Origin of the sequence: Microcoleus sp. bin38.metabat.b11b12b14.051 (assembly GCF_013299165.1) — a bacterium.
GTDB lineage: Bacteria > Cyanobacteriota > Cyanobacteriia > Cyanobacteriales > Microcoleaceae > Microcoleus.
This window is the reverse complement of sequence record NZ_JAAFKD010000001.1, coordinates 76769-99681: the sequence shown is the minus strand read 5'-3', so window position 1 is coordinate 99681 and position 22913 is coordinate 76769. Positions and strand designations below refer to the sequence as shown.

At 45.8% G+C, this 22913-nt stretch carries 16 protein-coding genes; 15 read left to right on the top strand and 1 reads right to left on the bottom strand.

Annotation, left to right across the window (positions count from 1 at the left end; genetic code table 11):
- The first annotated feature begins 691 nt into the window (after positions 1-691).
- The 14 genes from QZW47_RS00400 (at position 692) to lptE (ending at position 19603) form a co-directional block, all read left to right on the top strand.
- On the top strand, positions 692-880 hold the full coding sequence (locus QZW47_RS00400) for a hypothetical protein (protein ID WP_293122019.1): 189 nt from the start codon (positions 692-694) through the stop codon (positions 878-880).
- An 868-nt stretch (positions 881-1748) separates the two neighbouring features.
- Positions 1749-1985 (top strand): hypothetical protein, encoded by a 237-nt coding sequence (locus QZW47_RS00395; RefSeq protein WP_293122016.1) that lies wholly within the window; start codon positions 1749-1751, stop codon positions 1983-1985.
- Positions 1986-2394: 409 nt separating this feature from the next.
- Positions 2395-3273, top strand: coding sequence for a calcium-binding protein (locus QZW47_RS00390; protein WP_293122013.1), 879 nt, complete (start codon positions 2395-2397; stop codon positions 3271-3273).
- Between the two features lie 279 nt (positions 3274-3552).
- Positions 3553-6450, top strand: coding sequence for a tetratricopeptide repeat protein (locus tag QZW47_RS00385; protein ID WP_293122010.1), 2898 nt, complete (start codon positions 3553-3555; stop codon positions 6448-6450).
- Positions 6451-6474: 24 nt separating this feature from the next.
- A complete protein-coding gene (locus QZW47_RS00380; RefSeq protein ID WP_293122007.1) occupies positions 6475-10566 on the top strand; it encodes a tetratricopeptide repeat protein in 4092 nt (1363 codons plus the stop codon).
- On the top strand, positions 10559-12460 hold the full coding sequence (locus tag QZW47_RS00375) for a tetratricopeptide repeat-containing sulfotransferase family protein (protein WP_293122004.1): 1902 nt from the start codon (positions 10559-10561) through the stop codon (positions 12458-12460). Before QZW47_RS00380 ends, QZW47_RS00375 begins: the two co-directional genes overlap by 8 nt.
- Before the next feature lie 280 nt (positions 12461-12740).
- Positions 12741-13382, top strand: a complete 642-nt coding sequence (locus QZW47_RS00370; RefSeq protein ID WP_293122001.1) for a Uma2 family endonuclease — start codon at positions 12741-12743, stop codon at positions 13380-13382.
- Between the two features lie 170 nt (positions 13383-13552).
- A complete protein-coding gene (locus QZW47_RS00365) occupies positions 13553-14287 on the top strand; it encodes a glutathione peroxidase (protein ID WP_293121998.1) in 735 nt (244 codons plus the stop codon).
- Positions 14288-14482: 195 nt separating this feature from the next.
- Entirely contained in the window at positions 14483-15454 is a 972-nt protein-coding gene (locus QZW47_RS00360) for a sodium-dependent bicarbonate transport family permease (protein WP_293121995.1), read from the top strand.
- A 4-nt stretch (positions 15455-15458) separates the two neighbouring features.
- On the top strand, positions 15459-15773 hold the full coding sequence (locus QZW47_RS00355; RefSeq protein WP_293121992.1) for a P-II family nitrogen regulator: 315 nt from the start codon (positions 15459-15461) through the stop codon (positions 15771-15773).
- A 1016-nt stretch (positions 15774-16789) separates the two neighbouring features.
- Positions 16790-17821 carry a type I glyceraldehyde-3-phosphate dehydrogenase gene (gene gap, locus QZW47_RS00350; protein ID WP_293123343.1) on the top strand — a complete coding sequence of 344 codons (1032 nt, stop codon included), beginning with the start codon at positions 16790-16792 and terminating at the stop codon, positions 17819-17821.
- Positions 17822-18023: 202 nt separating this feature from the next.
- Complete coding sequence (locus tag QZW47_RS00345; protein WP_293121988.1) at positions 18024-18398, top strand: DUF1823 family protein; 375 nt, start codon at positions 18024-18026, stop codon at positions 18396-18398.
- Positions 18399-18546: 148 nt separating this feature from the next.
- Positions 18547-18780: a hypothetical protein gene (locus tag QZW47_RS00340; protein WP_293121985.1), complete on the top strand. Its 234-nt coding sequence runs from the start codon at positions 18547-18549 to the stop codon at positions 18778-18780.
- Between the two features lie 127 nt (positions 18781-18907).
- Positions 18908-19603: an LPS assembly lipoprotein LptE gene (gene lptE / locus QZW47_RS00335; protein ID WP_293121983.1), complete on the top strand. Its 696-nt coding sequence runs from the start codon at positions 18908-18910 to the stop codon at positions 19601-19603.
- A gap of 359 nt (positions 19604-19962) precedes the next feature.
- On the opposite strand, the gene QZW47_RS00330 is transcribed toward lptE, so the two are convergent.
- The gene (locus tag QZW47_RS00330; protein WP_293121980.1) at positions 19963-22293 is read right to left on the bottom strand and encodes a protein phosphatase 2C domain-containing protein; all 2331 of its coding nucleotides are present in this window, start codon (positions 22291-22293) and stop codon (positions 19963-19965) included.
- Between the two features lie 264 nt (positions 22294-22557).
- Here QZW47_RS00330 and QZW47_RS00325 point away from each other — a divergent pair, with 264 nt between their 5' ends.
- Positions 22558-22755 carry a hypothetical protein gene (locus QZW47_RS00325; protein WP_293121977.1) on the top strand — a complete coding sequence of 66 codons (198 nt, stop codon included), beginning with the start codon at positions 22558-22560 and terminating at the stop codon, positions 22753-22755.
- The last annotated feature ends 158 nt before the right edge of the window (positions 22756-22913 follow it).

The window sequence follows — 22913 nt, the reverse complement described above, 5'->3', positions numbered from 1 at the left end:
TTTAAATTTTAAATTTGATATTTGATATATACTCCACAGCCGAATCACAGAGATTGAACTAGCGTCTAAAATGTTCCATCTCTCCACGAGAACAGGGCGGGGCATTTGATCTGTTTCTGTAGCGGGTCAAAATTGTCTTACCGAGAGCGTCCGACAGCGACCGCAACAATTTTTCAATCAAAAATTTTTAGCTACCTGCACCAATCTCAATCTCTATCTGTAAGGTAACACAAGTTGTAGCTCGCAAAAGTATAACTTCAGACTTATTTTATTGTTGGGCCCAGTAACTTATTAAACTTTATTAATTCTTCACCCAGCGCACCAGCAATCGATTTCTGGAACCTCCAACCCGCGTAAAAAAACAGGCACACTCTTTTTGGGGCAAGGTTTTGCAGCTAGTTGACAGAAATTTGTCGCAGCGACAGAGCCAGCAATTGTAGAGTTCGATACAGCCCAAAATGGCTAACTATTACCGCAGTGAGATAGACAATTAAAGGCAGAGGTTGGAAGATGAGAGAGCAACAAAAACTCTTTTAAATCTCCAGCAAGACTTGCTTGAGGCGAGGGGGTATCAGGAGTTGATAAGGCGAACGATCGGATTTTTTATCTGGTGCTGGTTTTCGGGAACTTCTCAAAACAAGTGCCGTCACTGTATCCAACTTTGCTAATTGCACAAAAAGTAGGAGTGAAAATGAACGAAATGTCTGAGAAGCCAATTTATCGAATTCTTAATGTAGTGTCGCTCCTAGCGCTGAGCTATTATGCAGCTAGTTCTATCAATTACATTTTCCAGAGCGACGCTCACATCTACAGCTACGATAATCAGAGCAATGCCAACGGGTTAACAGCGCAAGTCGAAGCACACCGCTCGGGTAAATAGTATAGCTTGTCTATGAATCTCGCACCAAATTTCGGGAAAATTGTTAATTGTTAATGAGCCGCTGCGAGTTGACAATTAGCAATACAAACAATAATAAATTGATTTTTTTACTTAAAATTATATCATCAAATTACAGGAAAAATTACTAGGAAGAATTGGTTTAAACCCAATCCCTGTAAGCCTGAAATTCAAATCAGACTATTCATTACTCCAATCCTCTTCCTTCGAGGTAGAGTTCGCCCTGTGAAATCAGCCCAACGAGTGGCTTTTGGGGTTCTTGTGTCAACTGTCTCAGGTAAACTTTAAACTACGATCTGGCGCCTTCGCACTCTCACAAAAAAATGCTGTTGACAAGCCCGGGAAAGTCTCTGAAAACTCTGGCTAAGCTAGCGATCGCATATTTCTGTGTTTGACACTAGACTTGAATTCCAATGCCAAAGTCATTTTAATAAAATTTCCACAGCAGGCTACAAGGAATACCCCACAAAAAAAAAAGAATTTTCACTACAAACAAGCGTGTCGCCTGCGGTAGCTATTTTGACAATTTATTATACCAATTTGAGGTTTCATATGAGGTATCGATCCGCCAATCTCAAATCTCAAATTTAAACCTCAGTTTTTTGAGACTAGGCTCTAAGTCTGCTGTGTTCCGAACCAACAGATAACTCATACCATTAGATTTGAGACTTGATATGGGGGATGATTGATGCCGATCGCGGTTGGGGAATTACGATCGCAGCGCCGCTGCATTCTGAAATCACTTATTTTGCTTGAGAAACCGGGTTGGTTCGCCAAAAGCTGTAAAAGAAAGCGACGGATATCCGTAGAAAACGCCAAGTAGCGGCCTCAAGAGTGTGTCTGGAAATGTGTGGGCGAGTTCGGGTGGCGCTTGCGACTAAAAACGCTAAAAGCAGCGCTTGAAATTGCATTCTCGGCCGAAGCGCGATCGACAAGCCAGCCTCGTGCTTGGGCTGGTGTAGAAATCCAGCTAAAAATTTTTAATTGGTGGGGAACTATTGAGATAACTCAAAAGTCAAGTCAACGAGAGTCTGGGGATGAAAAATCGCTAACTCAGTTACAGCGCCATTGCGGGCGATCGAACTAGCAGGCGATCGACAGTTACCAACCACTGCGGTGCAAATTCTCAATTTTGAGAGTATACTTCCCTAAAAAATGGTATCTGATGTTATTTCTCGGCTACTGTTGGAAAAATGACTAGCCGCACCCAAGCTCGTTATGGTAAACTCACAAACGTTTAACTGGAATATTTTCGTCTTAGAGGAGGGAATTGTGGAGTCGAGAGTCAAGAGCAGGAAACAACCGATATTTGCTGCTCGACGAATACAGGATTCAACTCGCACTCCCGAGATCCCTGCTGACAAATTAAATTACATGACAGCTTATAGCAGCCGGGTCAATTAGGGTCTCAACCGATGTCCGGTTCCATTTATTGAATCCCTTTGGAGGGAAAAGTGTATTGTAGAAAAGTGATTCATCTTTTAGGAGGAGTGTAAATGACACAGGTAACTAATCCAACAACGCCAGTATCTTCAGTTCAAAACCCTACCAGGGGTTTGGACGTGATCGGTACTCAGGGCGATAACAGGCTGCTCGGCACCGAACAAGCTGATATCATCCTGACTTTTGGGGGCAATGATGTCATCTCAGGTCGCGGTGGCGATGACCTGATTATTTCCGGCGGCGGCAATGACAGTATCGGCGGTGGCGCTGGCAACGACGATATCTTTGCAGGTACTGGCAACGATGTGGTCGATGGCGGCAGCGGCGACGACAGAATCTTTGGGGGCAAAGGTTCTGACGTGATCGACGGTAATGCTGGCAATGACTTCCTCTCTGGCGACAACGGCGACGACAGAATCTTCGGCGGTGCCGGCAACGACACAGCGTTGGGCGGCAAAGGCAACGATTTAGTTAGCGGTGGCGACGGCAACGACAGCCTCTACGGTGGCAGAGATAATGACACCGTAGACGGTGGCGCTGGCGATGACTTTATCTCGGGCGACAGAGGCGCTGATGTCCTGACCGGCGGTGCTGGCAGCGACACCTTCTACTTCGCATCTCCTGCTGGCGTAGACGGTAACGGTTTAGACACAATTACCGACTTTAACCCTGCTGAAGATAAGATCCGTCTCAAGGCGAGTGCTTTCCCTGGCCTGGGCAGCAGCTTCGATGCTACGGACTTTATTGTGGTTTCCGGTTTCAACGCCAACAGCGCCACAGCAAATACCGCGAACAAGGTAGTATACGACCCGCAAAGCGGTTTGTTGTTCTACAACGGCGCCGGCGGCGTGCAAACGATCGCTCAACTGCAAACAGGACTTAACCTGGCAGCGGTTAACACCGGCACCAGAAACAACTTCGAGTTGTTCTAAAAAAAACTGGCTGGGTGGGAGGACACCGGATCGTATCCGGGGCTGTTCTCCCGCAGCAGTGAGAGTTTTTGAAGCTTTCAACTTCGTTGTGCCCGTTGCACAACGAAGTTGAAAGCTTCAAGATAGGAAGTAAAACGCCACTAAGTTTACAGAGTTTGATACTCGTTATTGTCTGAAGCAGTCGATCGCCCGATCGGCAAAATATACACAAAAAATTTTAAAATCAAAATTTATAGGTTTTCATGAAGCGGTAAAGCAACCGCAAATGTACCGCAAGCAATGACCACTGAAGAATACATCCGGCAAGCCCAAGTCGATTTGAAGCGGGGGAAGCTAACAGAGGCGCTCGATTTTTGTCAAAGGGCGATCGAACTGCACCCATTTTCGCCGCTAGCTTATACAACTTTAGGCGAAATCCTCGCAGCCAGCGGCGACCCGACGGCCGCCAGAGACGCTTTTGTCAAAGCTTTAGAGATTTCGCCGCAATTTTTCTTGGCTCACGCTTATTTGGGTCAACTTTACAGCGATTATTCGTGGCTGGATGAGGCGGTGTTTCATTACCAGCAAGCTCTGGATTTGAAGCCAGATTGGATGCAGCTTCATTATAACTTGGGAAATGTTTTTCACAAGCAGGGTAACTTGTTGGGGGCGATCGAATGTTATCGAAAGGCGATCGCCCAAAAACCAGATTATCTCCAGGCTTTCTACAATCTGGCCGTGGTTTTAGAAGAAAATAATCAGCTAGAAGCGGCAATTGATACGTACCGTCAGGCGATCGCCAAACAACCGGATTACGTGGAAGCTTACAGCAATTGGGGCGCGATTTTGCTCAAGGACGATCGCCCCACCGAGGCGATCGCAGTGTACGAGCGGGCGCTGGAAATTAAGCCGGATTGGGCGACGCTGCACAATAATTTGGGGCAGGTATTGCTGGAAAAAAGTCCCGAAAGGGCGATCGGCTGTTACCTGAGGGCGATCGAGTTGGAGCCGGAGATGGTTTTGGCTCATTACAATTTGGGCAAAGCTTGGCAAATGCAGGGAGAACATTCGGCGGCGGTGGCTTGTTTCGATCGGGTAGTCGAACTCAATCCCGAGCATATTTCGGGCTATACCGATGCCGGATTTTCTTTGATGGTTTTGGGATCGATCGCGGAAGCGATGCCTTACTTTGAGCGAGCAATAGCTCTCAAGCCCGATTTTGTTGAGGCTTACTGCCGTTGGGGAGAAAGACGGCAAGTTGTTGCTGTAGAGGATGATGAATTGTCAAGGGCGATCGCGGCGTGCGATCGATTTCTGACAGCACTGATGGGAAGTTCGGCAACGAATTTTGTAGCGGATGTAACGGATTTAAAAGTAAAGGAAGAAGGAAGAAGTCCGATGGAAGTCGGAAGAAGGAAGAAGAAAGAGAATACCCAATGCCCACCCTTCGACTTCGCTCAGGGCGAGATGCCCAATGCCCACCCTTCGACTTCGCTCAGGGCGAGATGCCCAATTCCCGATTCCCGATTACCAATTGCTGAAATTTGCGATCATCTAGCAGAAACTTACCTGCATCTGGGCAATACTTTAACAGAGTACGGCGGATATGAATCAGCCACCGCTTATTACCAAAAAGCTTTGCAAATTCAGCCTAAAAATACCGAGCTTTACTGGCGGCTGGGCAATTGTTTGGTAAAGCAAAAAAGGTTCAATGCGGCTGTTACAGTTTACCGCATGGCTTTGACGGTTCAACCTGCTTTACCCCAAGTTAATTTTGAGTTGGCGAAACTGCTGGAAAAACAGGGAAATTGGCAACGGGCGATCGATTATTACCAACAGGTTTTAGAATTGCAATTGCACGGGTATGGAGAGCCTAAACAGTGGAAAAAATCTACTTTTAGTTTACCAGATAGCAATTATATCAAACCTCCTTGCGGTATTTATTTGTCGAGTTGGGATTGGTTGGTTAATGCTCAATTGGATGCGGAAAATTATGTTGAGATAGTTTGGGAATCCGCACCAGAAGCCAGTGTCGAAAATATGTCGCCTTCCCAATTTGTGCTGAAAGAATCGCAGTTAGAAAATTCCGAATGCGGTGGTTTAACTTGCGGGCTGTGCTTGCACCGAATTTCTAAGTGGTTCGATCCGGTGCATTTGGGCTGGGGAGTTTGCCGTTTATCTAACTCGCAACCGATACCTGTGGAGGCGCCTAAGACTTTTGTGGCGGCAATTCCCAAGGGGCGAGTTTGGATTGTGCCTCAGCAAAATTATTGGCTGATTTGTAAGGCGATTGCTGTCATAACTCCTGACAACTATTTGTTGGCTGATGTGTCGAGAGATTATCCTGGTTTGTTGCCGGGATGTGAAAAGCACGATTTGAGAAAACACAGCGTTTTTAATTTAGAATCGTTTCCACCTTTAAAGCAAATTGATGGCAGCGTGGCGGTGCTTTCTGGTTTGTCGGGAAATGTCTATTTTCACTGGATGGTAGACGTTTTGCCGAGGATTGAATTGCTGCGACAAAGCGGTAGGGATTTTGCGGATATTGATTGGTTTTTGGTTAACAGTTGCCAGCACGAATTCCAGCGGGAAAGTCTGAGGATGCTGGGGATTCCTGAAGAGAAATTATTGGAGAGCGATCGCCTGCCTCACCTGCAAGCAACCGAGTTGATTGTACCTGCTTTTGCGGGCTATTTGGGCTGGGCTTCGGGGTGGGCGATCGATTTTTTGCGGCGGGAATTTTTCAAGGTAATTATACCTGGTTCAAACTATCCAAAACGCATTTACATCAGCCGCAGCAAAGCGAGATATCGGCGAGTTTTGAACGAGGAGGATGTTGTTGAGGTTTTGGAGCAATCTGGGTTTGTTTCTATTTTGCCAGAGTCGATGTCTTTGGCAGAGCAAATTGCTCATTTTTACCATGCTGAGGTGATAGTCGCCGCCCACGGCAGCGGCTTGACAAATACGATTTTTTCCCGACAGGGAACTAAAGTAATTGAGTTGGTATCTCCTCATTATATCGGTCATTATTACTGGGGAATCAGTCAATATCTGAAGTTGGAACATTACTTTTTAGCGGGCGAGGCTTTTGAATGCTATCCTATTAGACAGTTAATGTATCAAAATTCGTTAACTGAGGATATTTTGGTGAACGTAAGTTCGCTGAAAAGGATGGTTGAGGTGGTTGGTTTGGGTTAGTTGGTGTCTGGAGCAAGTTTAATTATGCCCTCGATTGAGAAGATGGAAAAGGCAGCGGTTGATTTGAGTCGGCAAGCAGAAGTTCATTTAGCCGAAGGTAGGTTAAATGAGGCAATTGCTGCTTGCGAGTCAGCGTTGAAAATGGAACCGAATTTGGCCGTAGCTTGCCAGACGTTGGGAAAGGTAATGCAGGTTCGAGGTGAAATCGAACAGGCTAAGCAGTGGTATGAAGCGGCACTGGATCGCAATCCTAATTTGCCGGAAGTTTACGCTAATCTGGGCAGTTTGTATTATCAAGGGAAACAGTGGTTAAAGGCGATCGCAAGTTGCGAAAAAGCGATCGCCCTAGCTCCGAATTTTGCGGCTGCTTACCGACTTTTGGCGAGAGTTTGGACGCAGTTGGACAAGCGAGAAGAAGCTGCAAAGTGTTGGTATGAAGCTTTTAAGATCGAGCCGAATTGGGCAACTGCTGACGAGTACGTCACTCTGGGAAATAGTTTTGTGGAATTGGCAGATTTCGATCGCGCCAGCGAGTGTTATTCGCGGGCAATCGAGTTAAATCCCAATCTGGCAACAGCATATCACAATTTGGGGGAAATGCTCATCAGCCAGAAGCGTTGGGATGAGGCGATCGCCAATTACCGCCAAGCCATTGCGATCAATCCAGATTCTTTTGAATCTTACCACAGTTTGGGTAAAACTTGGGCGGAGCGAGGAGAATGCGATCGCGCGATCGCTTGTTACCGCACCAGCCTGGATCTCAATCCGAATTACGCTCGCGCTCACCTTGGTTTGGGCAACGTTTTTGTGCAGCAGCGCGAGTTTGATGCAGCAATTGAATGTTACCGCCACACTCTGCAAATCAATCATAATTCCTATTGGGCGCACAATTATTTAGGCGAAGCTTTGGCGCACAAAAATCTGTGGGAAGAAGCAGCGATTTGCTACCGCAAGGCGATCGCCCTAAATTCAGATATTCCCTGGTTTTATTGCAATTTGGGAATTGCCTTAACCTGCGAAAGCTCCTGGGATGAAGCTGTTGCTGCTTTCCTGCGCGCGATTCAACTAGAACCCAATTTGAGGGGAATTAATCAGAGAGTGGGATATGTTTTGAGGAAGCGCAGCGAATCCGGTTTAGAAAACACGATCGCAACTTACTGTCAAGCTGTTGAGCTACTTCCTAGCGGAAAAGTTTACCACAAATTACTGGGAATAGAGTTAGATGGAGCGGAGTTTTTTATAAATTTAGGCCACAGGTTAGCCAAACAGAAGCAGCTCGAAGGTGCGATCGTATTTTATAGCATGGCAGTGCAGATCGACCCCAAGGCTGCGGAAGTTGTCGCCACACTCGATGAAGTTCGCACGAAACAACAGGAGTTGTATGTACAAATAGCCACCTACCGCACCCAAATTGAAACAGATCCGAGCAATTCTAAGGCTTACAACGATTTAGGCAATATTTTACCGCAATTAGGAGAATTGGAAGAAGCGATCGTTTGCCATCAACAGGCTAGCGCCTTGAGGAATTGGCCTGAATGTGCGGCCAAAAACTATCAATTTACCCAAGATTGGTTTACCCACAATATTCCTCTTTGGCAACGTCATTTACAGCCGCTTACAGGAATTGCCGATTTTCAAGTTGTCGAAATCGGCAGCTTTCAAGGAATGTCGGCTTGCTGGCTGCTGGATAATATTTTAACTCATCCTACGGCAAAAATTACTTGCATCGACTTGTATTTTCAAGAAACTTTTAAGGGCAATATTGTTAAAACTGGATTTGCTGAGAAGATAATTGAATTAGAAGGTTACTCTCAAGATTTGTTAGTAAACTTGGATTCATATTTTTACGATGTTGCTTACGTTGACGGCTGTCACAAACCTACCAGCGCCCTGCAAGATGCAATTTTATCTTGGAGGTTGGTGAAAGTTGGGGGGCTGATGATTTTTGACGATTACGAGTTTACGTTTTCCGACAGCCCGGAGCAAGATACTAAAATTGGAATTGATGTTTTTCTGGAGATGTTTGCGAGTCAGTTAGAAGTAGTTCACAAAGGCTATCAACTGATTGTCAAAAAAGTTGCCAATCAAAGTTTGGGCGAGGAGCAAACTCTGCTATCTCTGGGTTGGGAAAAGCTGGGCGATGCAGCGACAGATGCTGGTTATTTGGATGCGGCGATCGAACGCTACGAAACAGCGATTAAAATTAAGTCTGGCAATTACTTAACTTACCACAAGTTGGGTAAAAGTCTGCAAAAGCAAGAAATATATGAGGAAGCTGGGGCGGCTTACCAAAGGGCGATCGCACTCAACCCTAATTTTAGTTGGTCTCACCACTTTTTGGGGGAAACTTGGCAGGCGATCGAGCAATACGACAAAGCCGCTGCTGCTTACCGCAAGGCGATTGAGTTAAACCCTGATTTTTGTTGGACTTACAACAGTTTAGGCGAGGTGCTGGTGGAGCTTTCTGAGTGGGAGGAAGCTGCTGTTGCTTACCGCAAATTAATGGAACTAAATCCCGATTTTTGTTGGTCTTACGAGAGATTGGGTAAGGCTTTTATTGCATTAGAAAATTGGTCAGAGGCGGCGGCGGCTTACCGCAAAGCTGTTGAATTAAATCCCGATGATTGTTGGCTGTACCACAGTCTGGCGGAAGTTCTGGAACAACAAGAAAATTGGCCGGAAGCAGCGGTTGCTTTAAGCCGTGCTATTGAGCTAGAACCCGCACACAGTTGGCTTTACAAGAAGCTGGGGGATGCTTTGCGGGAGCAAGGGGAATTGGAAAGGGCGATCGCAATTTACGAACAAGGCATCAATCTAGAACCAAAATCCTGTTGGTGTTACGAAGGATTGGGTTTGACTTTCATTGCACAAAAACAGTGGGGTCGGGCAATATCTACTTTGGTTCAAACATTGCAAATTAAACCCGATTTATTTGGAGTTTACTATCATATAGCTCATGTTTTGGAACAAAAAGGAGAAGTAGATGAAGCCGACATCATCAAATTCGGCTATAAAATGTTGCCCTTAAGCTTTCTCAAAAAATACTGTGGATTTACAGAATCTTTGGCAATTGCAGCCGAATCAGATCCGAGCATTACTTGCATTGACATCTATCCAGAAACTCAAATCAAATTATCTGATTCAAAAACAATCGATACCGATTGTAAGTGCTGGGAAGATGAAATTTTTTATATTAAAAAATCTTTTGTTACCGTCATCCCAAACGGCCGAGCTTGGGCAGATATTGCTACTACCTGCGCCATTACTTCAGACAATAAACTTGTTACCGATATTTCCACGGGTTGCCCAGAATTAGTCATAACTTCCGACAAACTGCTTACCGCCGAACACGTCGAGGGAAATGTGGCTTTTTTATCTGCTCGCTGGGGAGGCGCAGCTTATTTTCACTGGATGTTTGATGTGATTACGCGTTTCGAGCTTTTGCAGCGCAGCGGTTTAATAGAAAATATAGATAAGTTTGTTGTCAATGCTTGCAATTCGGCTTACGAAAAAGAAACCTTAAATACTTTAGGAATCCCACAAGATAAAATTTTAGAAAGTCGCTACCTGCCGCACTTGACAGCAGATAAATTAATAGTTCCATCAATTTGTGACGGTGCTGCGGGAACCTCTAAATGGAAGTGCGAATATTTGAAACGAATGTTTCTACACGAACAGCCCTCGCCAAACACAAATTATTCTGAACGAATTTATATCAGTCGAGGAAAAGCATCGTACCGACGCATTGTCAACGAAGAAGAGGTTGTCGGCTGTTTGGAAAAGTTTGGGTTTCGTACCGTCAAGCTAGAAACGATGTCGGTAGCCGAACAAGCCCGGTGTTTGGCTGCGGCTAAAGTAGTTGTAGCACCTCACGGCGCCGGATTGACAAATCTAGTTTTTTGTAGTCCGGGAACTAAAGTAATTGAGATTTTTTCACCGATTTATGTGCCAATCTGCTTTTGGACTATTAGCAATTTGTGTGAGTTGGAACATTATTATTTAATTGCTGAATTGTTTGATGACCAAACTCAGAAATACCCAGGACATAAAGATATGCGGGTGGAGGTAAAGTCGCTGGAGAGGTTAATCAATCTGGCAGGGATTTTTCATGAATAACGATGATTATCACAGTTTAGGAAATTCTCTCCTATCAAGCGGTAGGTTTGATGACGCTGTTGCTGCTTACCAGAAAGCTGTTGAATTAAAGCCGGATTTTTCGTGGTCTCATCACGGTTTGGGCGATGTTTTGCTGAAATTAGAACGCTGGGAAGATGCTGTCGCCGCGTATAAAAAAGCTGTTGAGTTAAATCCTGATTTTTCGTGGTCTTATCACAATTTGGGCGATGCTTTGTTGAAACTTCGGCAATGGGAAGAGGCGGCGGCTGCTTACCGCTGCGAGATTGCGCTTAACTCTGATTTTGCTTGGTCTTTCTGCAATTTAGGCGATGCTTTAACTCAACTCAAAGATTGGGATGAAGCTATTGTTGCATATTTACAGGCTGTTAAAATTGACGGAAATTTGCCGGGAATTTACGAGAAGTTGGGATATGCTCTCGGACAAACAAAGTCTGATTTAAAGTCGCTGTTAGAACAATGTCAGTTGCAAGTTACATCGGAAAATCTGGGATTTTATGTGGATTTAGGAAGAAGTTTAGTAAAGTATCATGGCCCAAAAAGCGCAATTATTCTTTACCAAATACTCTTGACATTTATACCAGATTGTGCCGAAGGATCAGCGGAATTGGATCGGTTGTTGCAGGAGCAAAAAAAGTGCGTTAGCGCTTTAGCCTCAGCCCGTGCCACAGTCGCCCAAAAACCGAATGATTGCTGGTCTTATTACAATTTAGGTGCTGTTTTGAGCCACCAAAAATATGGGGAGGAAGCGGCGGCGGCTTTTTTGCAAGCAATGGCAATAAATCCCGATCTTCCTTGGTGGTTTTATTACAATTTGTGGGAAGTTTTGGTTGAGCAAAACAAGCTAGATCGAGTTGAGAGTTTGTGCCGCGCAGTTGTTGATGCTCAACCTGAGGCTTTTTGGCCTTATTTGAATTTGGGGGAGGTTTTGACTAGACAAGGTAATATTGCTGAGGCTATTAGCTATTATCAAACTGTTAGTTATAAGCAAACTTTTGGATCTATTCTCAGTAAAAGAACAGGCATCTTGCCTGTTCCACAAAATATGGAGACAGGCAAGATGCCAGTTTCACAAAATATGGAGACAGGCAAGATGCCTGTGCCACAAAAGATAGAGACAGGCAAGATGCCTGTTCCACAAAATAAAGTCAAATTTCCTAAGTTTATAATTATTGGTTCTCAGCGGTGCGGGACGACTTCTTTGTATACTTATTTAGCTGAACACCCGCAAGTTTTGAGTCCGATTAAAAAGGAGATGGATTTTTTTTCCTGGCACTTTCACAGAGGGATTGATTGGTATTTGGCTCATTTTCCCCTAATGCCCGAGGGAGAGGAGTTTGTAACGGGCGAGGCAAGTCCGAGCTATTTTGACTCTCGGGAAGCGCCGGAACGTCTCTACAGCGCGTGTCCAGAGGCGAAACTGATGGTGCTGTTGCGAAATCCGGTCGATCGCGCGATTTCTCATTTTTACCGCTTAAAGGACTTAAACTGGGAAGCGCGATCGCTCGATCGGGCAATTAGCGACGAAATTGAACGGTTGAATCAAAACCCAGAATACATCATCGGCGAGGAACCGGGGAATTATTTAGCTCGTGGTAGGTATATAGAGTTCATTAAAAATTGGCTGGCTTTCTTTCCCCGAGAACAGTTGTTAATTTTGCAAAGCGAAGATTTGTATGCAGCTGCGGCGGCGACTGTCCAGCAAGTTTTAGCATTTTTACAGTTGCCGGAATATCAATTGTCTGAATACCAAAATGCGAATCCTGGTGCTTACCCGCTGGTAAATAAGTCGGTTCGCGAGCTGTTGAATAATTATTTTAAACCTTACAATCAGGAGTTAGAGGAGTATTTGGGGCGAAAGTTTGATTGGAAATAAATAAGATAAGACGGCGGTTGAAACCGCGTCTAAACAAACAAAACCTGCCTCCGCAGGTTGAAGAAAAGGCGATTTAACTTTGGTTAGTCTCTTCAGTCTGCGGAGGCAGACATCGTTTGTGTAGACGCGGTTTCAACCGCCGTCTGCTAAAACGATGTCTGCAATCCATAAAGTTCGTAGTGCGGACTTTAGTCCGCAGCATTGGAGCGGACTAAAGTCCGTACTACGAACCGTTTTTGTTATAGTAATCGACAGAACCTGATAAAAGGAGGTAATACCAATGCTGACGATAGAGCTAGATACATTACTTAAGGAACAAGCACTCCAACGCCAAGATTCTGAAGAGCGCTACATCATGGATAGGGTGAACTGGCAACAATACGAGACACTGCTGGATCGGATTGGAGATAGTGCGGGATATCGAGTTACTTATTTAGATGGAGTTTTAGAAATTATGTCACCTTCTCGCCGCCATGAAACTCGCAAAACTGGCATTGGAAATCTGCTAGAAATTTACTTTATAGAAGCTGACATCGAATATTTCCCTTTTGGGTCTACAACTCTGCGACAAGAAGAAAAAACTGGCGGTACAGAACCGGATGAAGCTTACTGTATTGGGACAGATAAAGAATTCCCAGACTTGGTAATTGAAGTGATTGTTACCAGTGGTGGCATTAATAAACTGGAATTGTATAGAAGGTTGAATGTGCTAGAGGTTTGGTTCTGGCGAAATGACCGATTTTCGATCTACCATTTGCGAGAAGAGATTCCGGTTGAATTTGTGTCGAACTGCGGTTATGAACTAATTACAAACAGCGAGTTACTACCGGAACTCGATATCGATATGTTGACAGAATGTGTGAAAAATCCTAATCCGTTAGCTGCTGCAAAGGCATGGAGACAGAATTTGCGATCGCCCTAAACAGCAATTTTTCAATCTTCTCCATCCCCAAACTGTCGCCAAAACAAGCCACTGACTGCCCCGCGCCCGAGTCCCAAGAAAAAACCTGCCCCCCTTGACAAGTCATACTCGTTATGAGTACGCTATAGCAAGCAAAGAAATTTAACCCAAGTAGCCAAGGATTCAAAATCATGCTGACGAACCACGAAGGTCAAAGAGTACCCAAAGTTACGTTTCGCACTCGCAAAGACAACGAGTGGGTGGATGTCACCACGGATGATTTGTTTGCAGGGAAAACCGTAGCTGTGTTCTCGCTACCGGGAGCATTTACTCCCACCTGTTCGTCAACGCACCTCCCCGGCTACAACGAATTGGCGAAAGTTTTCAAAGCAAATGGCGTAGATGAAATCGTTTGTATTTCCGTCAACGACACTTTTGTGATGAACGAGTGGGCAAAAGACCAAGAATCAGATAATGTTACCTTAATTCCCGACGGTAACGGTGAATTTACTGAAGGCATGGGAATGCTGGTAGATAAAACAGATTTAGGCTTTGGGAAGCGGTCTTGGCGCTATTCGATGGTGGTCAAAGATGGCTTGGTTGAAAAAATGTTTATTGAGCCGGAGGAACCGGGCGACCCTTTCAAAGTGTCCGATGCCGAGACGATGCTGCACTACATCAACTCTTCAGCAGCTAAGCCGAAAGTAGTTTCGCTGTTTACAAAAATGGGCTGTCCCTTCTGCGCCAAGGCTAAGGCGATGCTGACTGACAAGGGCTTGGATTATGAAGAAATCGTCTTGGGCCGGGATGTCACAACTCGATCGCTCCGGGCAGTGACTGGCTCTACAACCGTGCCGCAAGTGTTTATCGACGGCAAGTTGATCGGCGGTTCGGAAGCTCTAGAGTCTTATTTGGCAACCGCTTAGTTAGCGAAAAATACTTAGCCCCGGGGTGCGAACAGCGCACATCTTACTTTCTGTAGGGTGTGCGCTGCGCGTCTGCAACCCTATTTAGGAAGATATATTGCCATTCCCAGATATCGATCGCTGTATTTATCCCTTCTCGTGCAACAATTATTTATGAAGTAATATTAAAAAAATCAAAAATGGGAGTGACAGATCGTGGATTTGAGTCTCGTAGCGTCAAATATCTTAAATCCACCAGTATTAGCTTTTTTCATGGGAATGCTGGCGATTTTCCTAAAATCTGATTTAGAAATTCCGGCACCCATCCCGAAACTGTTTTCGCTGTACCTGCTGTTTGCGATCGGATTTAAAGGCGGCGTCGAACTGTCCCGCAGCGGAATAAACCAGCAAGTAGCCCTGACAATTCTGGCAGCCATGCTGATGTCAGCCCTTGTGCCAGTTTATACTTTTTTCATACTGAGAATCAAACTCGACTCCTACAATGCCGCGGCGATCGCAGCCACCTACGGTTCCATCAGCGCCGTCACCTTTATCACCGCCACTTCATTCCTCAAAGAACTAGGAATAGACTTTGACGGTTACATGGTAGCAGCGCTAGCATTAATGGAATCCCCTGCAATTATTGTCGGTCTAATTCTTGTCAGCGTATTCGGTGGAGAAGAAGGAAAACGCGAAATAGTTTGGCTAGAAGTGCTGCGAGAAGCTTTCCTAAACAGTTCAGTTTTTCTGCTAGTCGGTAGCCTCATTATGGGGATACTGACAGGAGAACATGGTTGGGAAGTTATGAGTCCTTTTACTCAAGATTTATTTTACGGCGTTCTGACTTTTTTCTTGCTAGATATGGGGCTAGTTGCTGCTAGCAGAATTAAAGATTTGCAAGAAACAGGATTTTTCCTAATCGGCTTTGCAATCCTAATTCCTATAGTTAACGCCGGAGTCGGTTTAGTGATAGCAAAACTAATCGGAATGCCGCCGGGAGATAGCCTACTATTTTCCGTATTGTGTGCAAGTGCTTCATACATTGCAGTACCGGCAGCAATGCGGCTGACAGTTCCCGAAGCTAACCCAAGTCTTTACATTTCAACAGCCTTAGCAGTGACGTTTCCGTTTAACATCGTTATAGGCATTCCCATGTATTTATACGGAATCAATATGTTTTGGAGGTGAACTTATGGACGCAGTTAAAAGAATAGAAATTTTTGCGAACTCGGTGGAGCTCCCAAAGATTTTAGATGGTTTAGACAAAGCTGGCGTCCCCGGTTATTCGGTGATTCGCGGTGTCGCCGGCAAAAGCACGAGGGGACGTAAATCGCACGATTTAGCAATGAGTATGCTGGATAATATTTATGTGCTGGCTTTTTGCGAACCCGACAAAATATCGGCAGTTGCAGAAAATATTAGACCAGTGCTAAATAAGTTTGGCGGGGCGTGTTTTATTTCGGATGCGGTGGAATTGCTCACGACTAAGTGCGTGGGTAGTGATTAGTCAGTTGTTAGTTGTCAGTTGTCAGTGGTCAGTTGTCAGTGGTCAGTTGTCATTAGTGCTGTAGAGAACTCGCCAACTTTCAACCTCATTTACGATCGCTCATTTGTGATTGTACCAATTCTCAAAAGTAGAGCTACCTATAGATTGTAGGTCATGTGTAGGGACACGGCAATGCCGTGTCCTTTCGCGTATCTGCCACTTTTGGATAAATTCTTTCTGATACTATGAGTCTATGAGTAAAAAATTGTTGCTACTGTTATTAACCGTCATCACAGGGGATTTAAGCCCCCACCTTTAGGTAGATTGTTTTTAGGCAGGGGCTTAAATTCCCTGCCTAAAAACTTCGCTGTCAACTGTCAACCCCTCGACTTCGCTCGGGGATCTTCTGTCAACTCTTCGACTTCGCTCAGCGCAAGCTGTCAACCCCTCGACTCCGCTCTGGGCAAGCTGTCAACTGTCAACTGTCAACTGTTAACGTATATAAATTATCTGTCATTGGCACACTCCCAGCCGGACACGGCAGTGCCGTTTCCCTACAGGTAAAAACCTCTAATTTCTGATTCTGCAAGATTTCTTAAAATTGCTATTATTACCAGAAAAAATTGGTTGAAAGCCGGAACCCTTGTAAGGAAAAATTCAAATCAGACGATTCATTACTCCAATCCTCTTCCTGACCGGGAGAGGTCGCCCTCAACAGTCAACTGTCAACTGTCAACTGAATTTAGCTTGATTTAAAATAAGCAATTTTGAAAAAAAATCTGTGTCTGTTATAGCAATTTTACAATAATCGACCATCAGCCATCAACCATTAGCCTGCGGTGATTTCAGGATGAATTGCTCTGCGTCGCCGTCGAATTCAGAATTCTTAAGAGATAGAAAAGAATCAGTTACAAAAATCAGTAATCGTGGTAAATTCTAAGCCACAACAGGCGATCCTCTTCGTTGGCGCAGCCCCCGTAGGGGCGGGATTCGCTAACGCGCGATCGACTAGCGATATTTTCAATAGGAGTTTAAACATGGCTGCATTAAAAGTCGGTATTAACGGATTTGGTCGCATCGGACGGCTAGTCATGCGTGCCGGCATCAAAAACCCGAACATCGAATTTGTTGGCATTAACGACTTAGTTTCACCAGAAAACCTAGCTTATCTTTTCAAATACGACTCTACCCACGGCATTTATGACGGCGAAGTTGAAGGGAAACCAGACGGGATTGTGGTTGACGGACGTTTTATTCCCTGCACTTCGATTAGAAATCCCACAGAATTGCCGTGGGGTAAAGCTGGTGCGGATTATGTTGTAGAATCTACGGGATTGTTTACAGATTTTGACGGTGGCTCAAAACATTTGACGGCGGGAGCAAAACGAGTAATACTTTCTGCACCGACTAAAGACCCAGAAAAAGTTCCCACTTTTCTAGTAGGCGTCAACCACCACAAATTTAACCCGGCTACAGATACTGTTGTTTCTAATGCTAGCTGCACTACTAATTGTTTAGCACCAATTGCCAAAGTTATCAATGATAATTTCGGTATTGAAGAAGGTTTGATGACGACTGTTCACGCGATGACTTCTACTCAGCCAACTGTAGACGGGCCCAGCCAAAAAGATTGGCGGGGAGGACGCGGTGCGGCTCAAAATATTATTCCTTCTTCGACGGGTGCGGCGAAGGCTGTTAGTTTGGTGTTGCCGGAATTGAAAGGAAAGTTGACTGGTATGGCTTTGCGGGTGCCGACTCCTGATGTGTCTGTGGTTGACCTTACTTTCAAAACGGGGAAGGAAACTAGCTATAAAGAAATTTGCGATGCTATGAAGAAAGCGTCTCTTGGCGAACTGAAGGGTATTCTTGGATATACTGAGGATGCTGTGGTTTCGACGGATTTTCAGGGCGATGCGCGATCGAGCATTTTTGATGCAGGTGCGGGTATTGAACTGAATTCTAAGTTTTTTAAGGTCATTTCCTGGTATGACAACGAGTGGGGTTATTCTAACCGCGTGATTGATTTGATGTTGTCGATGGCCGAGAAAGACGGAATTTTGGGTAAGTAAGTTTTTGCACATTTAGATTTAATTTTGGGGGCGGGCTAGAAGCCCACCCCACAAGAGTTTTAAGAATTAGTCGGCATAGCGCACTTTACAGGGATAATTCGGGTGTTAAAAGATTTTTTGCATTCAGAACTGAGCAAGTCAGGTTAAAATCTAGAATTATCTAAATTCAATTTTTTGAAAGTTCTCAGATCCCACTGGAATTATGTCTGAACTGCCACCACTCAATAACGAAATTATTTGGGCTATTCTCAATGAAGAAATGGACGATGCTGCTGTTAACAGATTAGTTTGGCTGTATCTGGGCTACCGCCTTGATGCCGAGACTGGTAAGTGGAACAGCGCTGATGTTGCTAGCGAGTGGCGCACAGATTATCCAGAACCGCCGGATTTTATTGATTCTAGGCCTGCGACGGTGAAATTGACGCGATCGACTCTTCCAGAAAATAAGCAGTTGCTGAAGGAAAAACTGGGGTTTAAGGGCTATAAGATTGGGGAATTCGGGCCGAGACAGACTCGCAGGGCGACGATGGCTAATTGGTTGATGGGTTTTATGGAGGCTGGGGCTTCATTCAGTTGACAGCTTGCGCGCTCGCGACTTGCCCGCCCGCGAAGTCGAGGGGAGTCGAAGAGTTGACAGCTTGCGCGCTCGCGACTTGCCCGCCCGCGAAGTCGAGGGGAGTCGAAGAGTTGACAGCTTGCGCTGAGCGAAGTCGAAGAGTTGACAGTTGACAGAAGAGCCCGCCCGCGAAGTCGAGGGGTTGGCAGTTGACAGGAAAGCAGTTGACAAAAGAAGGAAGAGGATTGGAGTAATGAATCGTCTGATTTTAATTTCTCCCGATCAGGGAGAGACTTTAAACCAATTCTTTATGGTAAGAAAGTATCGAATATTAGGGATTGAAACATTGATCGCAGTCTTGGTATGTTTCTATTTTTATCTGCTGTTAATTAACAAAAATTAAAGATTTTTAGCGTCATAACAAAGTGAAGCCCGATCGCCCATTCCGACATCCTCACCCCAAACCCTGACATCCGGGGGTTCCGTGAAGTATTCTAGAGTCGGAACAAAATAAATGTGAGGACAAATTCATGAAAACAACCACCATATCTCGTCTAACCAGCATTTCCCTCGCTACGCTAATGCTAGGCGGCATTTCAGTCAGTGCGATCGCCACACCAGCCACCATCAAACCCGCAAACCAACTCGCCCAAGCTACGGCCAAAAAACGCTTAGTAGTCATGGATTTCGACTACGGCACTACCAACAGCTATTACAGTTCCTACAGAGGAGTCGGCGCAGCCAAAGGCATTAGCGAACTCCTAATCAACGAACTCGTGAACAACGGCACTTATACAGTAGTCGATCGCAGCAAGCTCGAACAAGTCCTCAAACAAGAAAATCGCACAGGTACCATGGATGCCGGTACAGCAGCCGAAATCGGCAAAAAACTAGGAGTTGACGCCGTACTCATCGGCACGATTACCAAGTTTAATATTGACAAACAATCCGGCGGCGGCAGTTTCATGGGCATCGGCGGCGGTTCGCAAAAAACCAAAGCTACTGTGCAAATAGACGTGCGGTTAATTGGTACAGCTTCCGGAGACATTCTGGCGACGGCTAAAGCAGTCGGAGAAGCAGATCAAAGCGATTCCAATTTTTCTGTCAGAGGCATTGGCGGCAATTCCGGCAGCAGCAATGAAGATGGACTTTTGAGCGCCGCCGTTGACAAAGCTGTATCTCAAATGGTCACTAAACTTGCAGAAGTATCTAAGAAATTAGGTTAACACTTGTTAAATATTTGAGATTTTATATTGGTAATAATTCCATCCAAAATCTCAAATATCTATATTCCGATATGGTTCACTTAAGATATAACAACAGGGAAAACCGATTTAAAATAGATACGGAGATTGCTTCGTTCCTCTGTTCGGACTCTTTTTAAGTGAACCGCATTGATTGATATTGTAAAATCATATCATATCATGTTCCTTGAATTGCCTGTTATAATTTTTATTTCGCGGGTGGAGCTGGTTTATAGATATTGTGAATGTGACTCAAAGATTGTTGGTGCCACCCGCCCGACCTATGTAATGTTTATTGGTAACTTCATTAAATTTGATCGATATACTTAAGCCTTAACAGTTTAATTAGCAGCATTGGGACTAGAGTCAGAACCAACCGCGCATTTCCCCTGTTGAGTGGGGTTGGCAATCGCGTTAGTTGCTACCTTAGAAACGGCTTCTTGTTCTTGAATCCATCCGATGTCCCCCGCTTGCAGGTTGCGGATTTCTCCTGACGGTGTTGGCTTCAGAGCGGGAGAAGGCGACGGACTTGCCGTAGCGGGAGAAGGTGACGGACTTGTCGCAGCGTCCGAGGGAATGACGGCGGGTTTTGAAACAAGAGAAAAATCTTTATTTGACTTGGGTTTGGGAGAGTTCGATCGCGCTATTTCAGGAATAGAACAAACTTTCAATTCCAGCCAGTTGCCTTGAGGCGTAAGCTGTTTGTTTGTTACCTGCAAAACGCTGCCGATAGGGACTGTTCCTTTGACAGGCGACTCACCGATTGCGGCTCGCAAATCCAAGCGATCGCCCTCTTTCCCCAATTCCCCAACCGCAGAATTTTTAATCTCTATAAACGAGCCTTTTTCTAAAGACTTGACCGCAGAAGGTACAGATTCAACAGTTTTCCCCGGCCCGCTTATAGGATTAGTTAAACGGCGTTGACCGAAAAGCGACTCCCCGGCAGTATCGATCGCCCGACCCACCGGAGGAATGAAAAAATAAGCAAATACACCTCCCAAACCCGACAAAAATACAATTTTCACCAGCAGCGAAAAAGGACTTTTGCCTTTGTCCGGCTGTACCAACTGAGTTTTCAGTGCAGAAGTCGCACCGATAATGGCTGTGCTTTCCGTCAAATCCGTGGGCAAGTCGTCGCTGTCGGCACTCTGTTCGATCGGCACATCTAAAGGTGCAACAGACAATTCTGTCAAAGTATTGCTTTCTTCCCTCAAATGTGCTTGACAATGAATCAAAGCCACAGTCACATTATCGTGACCGTTTCTGGTATTAGCAATCTCGATGAGTCGATCGCGCGCCTTCGCCACACTAATGCTACCGTCGAGAATCGGCAAAATCTCCTCTTCCCAACATTGTTCAACCCGGTCTTTATCGCTCAAACCGTCGGAACACAGCAGCAAAACGCAATCCTCATCCACCGGAAAACGCTGCACAGTCGGGTGCAGAGTGTTAGAAGAAGTAATGCCCAAAGCTTGAATCAGAGCTCCGGCGGCCACTTGTTCCAAAGCATCCCGGTATAGAGAGTAGCCCAAACGCACCTCGCGGCAAGCCACATCGTCATCGAGAGTAACTTGATAGCAGCCTGTGCGGGTAATCCAGTAAGCCCGACTGTCTCCCACATGGGCGACATAGAGTTCGTGAATGTGGGCTAAAGCCATAACTAGGGTAGTTCCCATGCGCTGGCGCCCCTGGCGGTGTTCCGTGTCGTTGCGACCGGCTATTTTGTCGTTAGCAGCACAAGCAGCCCGTTCCAGCTTGGAAGTCAGGCTCAGCGGGTCCCAATTAGCTTGATGCAGGGGCATCTGCTGCAATTTTTCCCGCAGTACAGAAATCGCCAATTCCGAAGCGACTTCGCCCCCGTCTTGTCCGCCGATACCGTCACAGACGATCGCGCAAGCCGACGATCCCGGCAGTCCTGAGAACACCGTACCATCGGGCGGATAGCAAGCATCTTCGTTGTGAGCCCGCGCTCTACCGACATCCGTACCCGTGGCAATCTCAACGGTACGATCGTAAAATCTGCCGCATTTTGCCAAAGCTTTATCCAACTGGCCCATCAGTTGTTCGCCGTGGCGCACTTGACCTGCGACCATTTGCTGGCAAAGCTGCCGCAAAAAATTGGCAATTGCCGGGTTAGCATCATCGATCCACTGCTGCCACAATTTGCCCAATTGTGACAAACTAGGCGGTTTGCGATCGGGCTGCAATTCCAGAAACCGAACTAATTGCCCCTCCACCCGCAGCAGTTCTGGAGTCAGCAGCGTCGAAGCCACGCCCTGAGCGATACAAGGCTGCCACAGTTGGGCAATTTGCCACAGCCAATTGAGCTGTCGCATGGCGGGGGTTCCTTTCCAGGAGTCCGCCAATTCCGGCATTAAAGATTCCGTCACCTTCAAGATAGGCGCATTTTCCAAGAGCCAAATATCTCCTGAGAGCTTGCTGAGCCGGGACGATACCAGCCCGTATACTTGAGGTACGTGCAATTGATAGGCAAACAGTCTCAGGTAAGGAGCGATCGAACTCGGAATCTCTTCGGGCATTTCCGGCAACTGTTCGGGTTGAGTATCGACCAAAAGTCGATCGCGCTTGAGCAAATAGCGACCCGCAATCAGATCGCCGGGCTTACACGCTTTGAGCCCTTCACCTACAGCCCACAAGTAGTGTTTTGGCACAGAGTTTTGCATGTTTGGTTCCTGACGCCTTTGGGCCGTGCTGATCTGAACTATTTTAGCCCTTGAACCTCGATGGGTTGATACGTGGCGACTATTTTACACTCCCGCTTTCTGAACACGCGGAGATTCTTAAGACTTGACACTGCTAATCTCCTGATTTTTCAGGTTCCTAGGCTCACCACCTTTGGACTTTGGTAGCGCAAAGGTGATATCTCCAGACAATGTTTTAGCCGTGACTTTCCCCCTGTCGAGCGGTAGGTTTTAATGTCTTGTAATGACACCAACAGTCTACCATTTTGTTGGCGCCCCGATAAATCATCGGACGATCGGGTTTCAGAGAGCGATCGAGCGACGCTGGCGCGACGGCGCCCTATAGGGCGGGCAGAGCAGGGCAAGCAAGCTGCGGTCAATATCTTCCCGATCGAGCGACGCTTGGAAAACCGCGACCCTCAAGCAAATTGAGATTTTAGACTGACTCTAGTGTTACGATGCAGGTACGTAGAAGTCACCGGGGCCGGCTGGTATAAATAATGAATTCTCGGTTGGCCAAGCGTCGCTCGATCGATGCCTTGCGATCGTCCTGTGCAAGCAAGTAAAGTTAAATTTAACCTTACCCGCAT

What these genes read in the sequence shown, in the direction of transcription:
- QZW47_RS00400 (WP_293122019.1), top strand. Translation starts at nt 692, where the DNA reads ATGAACGAAATGTCTGAGAAGCCAATTTATCGAATTCTTAATGTAGTG.
- QZW47_RS00390 (WP_293122013.1), top strand. Translation starts at nt 2,395, where the DNA reads ATGACACAGGTAACTAATCCAACAACGCCAGTATCTTCAGTTCAAAAC.
- QZW47_RS00385 (WP_293122010.1), top strand. Translation starts at nt 3,553, where the DNA reads ATGACCACTGAAGAATACATCCGGCAAGCCCAAGTCGATTTGAAGCGG.
- QZW47_RS00380 (WP_293122007.1), top strand. Translation starts at nt 6,475, where the DNA reads ATGCCCTCGATTGAGAAGATGGAAAAGGCAGCGGTTGATTTGAGTCGG.
- QZW47_RS00375 (WP_293122004.1), top strand. Translation starts at nt 10,559, where the DNA reads ATGAATAACGATGATTATCACAGTTTAGGAAATTCTCTCCTATCAAGC.
- QZW47_RS00370 (WP_293122001.1), top strand. Translation starts at nt 12,741, where the DNA reads ATGCTGACGATAGAGCTAGATACATTACTTAAGGAACAAGCACTCCAA.
- QZW47_RS00365 (WP_293121998.1), top strand. Translation starts at nt 13,553, where the DNA reads ATGCTGACGAACCACGAAGGTCAAAGAGTACCCAAAGTTACGTTTCGC.
- QZW47_RS00355 (WP_293121992.1), top strand. Translation starts at nt 15,459, where the DNA reads ATGGACGCAGTTAAAAGAATAGAAATTTTTGCGAACTCGGTGGAGCTC.
- gap (WP_293123343.1), top strand. Translation starts at nt 16,790, where the DNA reads ATGGCTGCATTAAAAGTCGGTATTAACGGATTTGGTCGCATCGGACGG.
- QZW47_RS00345 (WP_293121988.1), top strand. Translation starts at nt 18,024, where the DNA reads ATGTCTGAACTGCCACCACTCAATAACGAAATTATTTGGGCTATTCTC.
- lptE (WP_293121983.1), top strand. Translation starts at nt 18,908, where the DNA reads ATGAAAACAACCACCATATCTCGTCTAACCAGCATTTCCCTCGCTACG.
- QZW47_RS00325 (WP_293121977.1), top strand. Translation starts at nt 22,558, where the DNA reads ATGTCTTGTAATGACACCAACAGTCTACCATTTTGTTGGCGCCCCGAT.